Annotated in this window: 2 protein-coding genes and 3 pseudogenes; 1 reads left to right on the top strand and 4 read right to left on the bottom strand. The window is 43.3% G+C overall.

What is annotated here, in order from left to right:
* Positions 1–264: 264 nt before the first annotated feature.
* Complete coding sequence (locus tag F6K37_RS37795; RefSeq protein ID WP_287256169.1) at positions 265–828, top strand: calcium-binding protein; 564 nt, start codon at positions 265–267, stop codon at positions 826–828.
* A gap of 188 nt (positions 829–1,016) precedes the next feature.
* Here the strand turns inward: F6K37_RS37795 and F6K37_RS37800 are convergent.
* From F6K37_RS37800 to F6K37_RS37815, 4 genes and pseudogenes are all read right to left on the bottom strand, one after another.
* Positions 1,017–1,436: pseudogene (locus tag F6K37_RS37800) on the bottom strand (NADH-quinone oxidoreductase subunit B family protein); the annotation flags it as partial.
* Between the two features lie 22 nt (positions 1,437–1,458).
* Positions 1,459–1,842, bottom strand: coding sequence for an Mth938-like domain-containing protein (locus F6K37_RS37805; RefSeq protein WP_008191888.1), 384 nt, complete (start codon positions 1,840–1,842; stop codon positions 1,459–1,461).
* Between the two features lie 42 nt (positions 1,843–1,884).
* A pseudogene (locus F6K37_RS37810) lies at positions 1,885–2,049 on the bottom strand (4Fe-4S double cluster binding domain-containing protein); the annotation flags it as partial.
* Positions 2,050–2,276: pseudogene (locus F6K37_RS37815) on the bottom strand (helix-turn-helix domain-containing protein); the annotation flags it as partial.
* Positions 2,277–2,578 lie beyond the last annotated feature (302 nt).

The raw sequence follows: 2,578 nt of genomic DNA on the forward strand, positions 1-2,578 counted from the left end.
TCTATTTTTAAGGCTTTTTGAAGTATTGTTTTTTGCTCTTGTGTCAGATAATTTTTTGCTGGCATATTTCCTATTATTGGGTTATTTATTAATTTTTATTATACCAATTTAAATGCCGAACAGCTTATCTTGCATCATTGTCATTAATCCTAGGGTGGGCAGTGCCTACCAGCGCGCTTTGCAAGCTTCATTATCTGTCTGGTGCACTGCCCACCCTACATCAACTGTTAGAGAAAATTCAAGCTAAAACAAGGAGACAATTAAATGGCAGCAATATTAAGTCCAGGTAGCACAGGTCCGCTATTTATAAGCGACTTTGAGGGTGCAATGTTTTTTGATAGCCCTCAAGAGGGTGGAGGTGTATTCGCCGTAGGACAAGAAGATCAAACTAACATTTTTATTTTTGGCGACGGTAATGATGTAGCAGCTGGCGGCGATGAAGTAGATATACTCATGGCTGGAGCAGGAGACGATAACATCCAGGGTGCTGGAGGAACTGACTTTGTCTTCGGCGGTCTGGGAGATGATATTGTTCGAGGCGGCTTAGGAGATGATGTTGTTGTTGGCAATGAAGGATCCGATGTTCTGATCAGTGGCGGCGGCAGCGATATCTACGAGTTTTTCGTAGATCAGTTCTTAGAAGGAGATTTGGATATTATCCTCGACTTCGAAGTAGGAAGTGATGCGATAGTAGTTGTAGGCAGCACTGATGTAAGTTACGACGCCTTCACCGGCTTTTTATCGGTTGATGGATCGGAAGTTGCAGTATTAAATAGGGGGTTAGATATAGACGTCTTTACCAGAACCAATTCCGCTGTAGTATTCTAAAACGTAAGCTATCAGCTATCAGCTTATGCGCTACGCGGACGCTACTTGAGGTGCTATCAGCTATCAGCTTATGCGCTACGCGGACGCTACGCGAACAGACCAATTAAAGTAGGGTGGGCAAAGTAATATAATCTAGAATACTCAAAAGAAGCAAACTGTTTTTGCCCACCCTACTACAAGCTGCTATCTTGGTGAACGGGCAGTACCTGCTCTAGTAATTCCGGTACAATTCCTGGTTCGTAAGGGAGTTGGGGAGTGACATCCCCCAATTCGAGATAGGCGCGTTTGAGAACAGGTTCTGCACCGTCCAGCATATTCCGCATAGCAGGAACGTTGGCAGTGACGGCACAATCTCCGAAAGAAACGAGGATTTTGCTACGTTCCCGAACTTGGTTAATGAGTTCTAAGTTATCTTCATTGGCAATACCACCCTCTACTAAACAAACATCCACGTTTTCCGGGTATTCTTTCAGGTCAGACCCAACGGGACTGTAAACCACATCTACATATTGGGCGAGTTCGAGCAGCCATTCCTCTAGATCCAAAAAGGACATATGACATCCCGAACACCCCGCTAACCATACTGTTGCTAATTTAATTTTTTCCATCGTTACTCAAGCTGATAACGAGTTAACAAGTCGAATGAAATATACCTCCGACTTTTTTACCTTGTTGCATCAAACTGTTGAATAGGTCTACAGCTAATTTAGTCTGCCCGATATAATACTCAATTCCTATTTGATGGAGCAATTCCTCAGTTTCTGGACAGGTTTGTAGCATTAGTTGCATACCACGGGACAAAACCATAAACTCTATGCCCTGAGCCAAAATTTCTTCGATATCGGCGGGTTGAATACCGGGCTGATGGCGAGTACCTGTAAGTCTCCAATCCCATTCCTTAGCTCCTCCCGGCCATACTTTACAATCTTTGAATTGATAATTATCACCATTATTGGTTACCTCCATACGACCCCAAGAGATATGACTAATTAGGCTTGTCTGAGATTTGTTCATAACTATTACTGATCCAATTGTCCAACTATTAATTAGTAGAACCTATCGCTTCCATTCTTGTTTGGTTCTAGCTGTAACCAAAAATTCCAGCTTACCGCGATCGCGTTCTTTCTCTGCAGTTGTTGTGCCCTTACGGAAAATTGCCCCTGTGGGACAAGCATCTACGCATTTTCCGCAGGAAGTACAGGCATTTACCTCCCCCCAAGGAGAGTAACAGTCTTTTAGCCATTCGGTTTTCTCATCTTTTTTGAGCTTTGGCAACATAGCATTGAGTGCAGAACAAGACAACCCAATGCCTGTCTCTTTGTAAGTTTCTATGCATTGATTTAGCGCGCATAATTCCACCACCAACGAGCACAGCCAAAGTGCTGAGCAAGTATATGAATTTGCTCTTGTGTGGGGTAAATCCTTATTTTGACGGCTTGATGTCTCACTGTTTCTACACTTATCTATCGACCTTCTATCATTATATAGCAGTCGAAGTAAAGCTTAAGACATATTTCTGCTCCGAACGCGCCCCGCGTGGCCTACGGCCTTAGTCCCTACTCCCTGCTCCCTTTCAACCAAAATACTCTTTCCTAAACTATACTTCGGTTGCTATATATATTGGGTGTGGCTCTTTTGGAAAGACGTTTGGTCAGGTTTAGAGAGGTATCGGAAGAGTAGGAGGAGCAGTAATAGAGCAACGAGCTTGAATTAGTCGTTTCATCAAAGGAAGGCCATCTTTGTACAAAGA

Origin of the sequence: Moorena sp. SIO4E2, assembly GCF_010671945.1 — a bacterium.
Taxonomy (GTDB): domain Bacteria; phylum Cyanobacteriota; class Cyanobacteriia; order Cyanobacteriales; family Coleofasciculaceae; genus Moorena; species Moorena producens.

Coding starts and splice junctions, on each gene's coding strand:
- F6K37_RS37795 (WP_287256169.1), top strand. CDS start 265: ATGGCAGCAATATTAAGTCCAGGTAGCACAGGTCCGCTATTTATAAGC.
- F6K37_RS37805 (WP_008191888.1), bottom strand. CDS start 1,842: ATGAACAAATCTCAGACAAGCCTAATTAGTCATATCTCTTGGGGTCGT.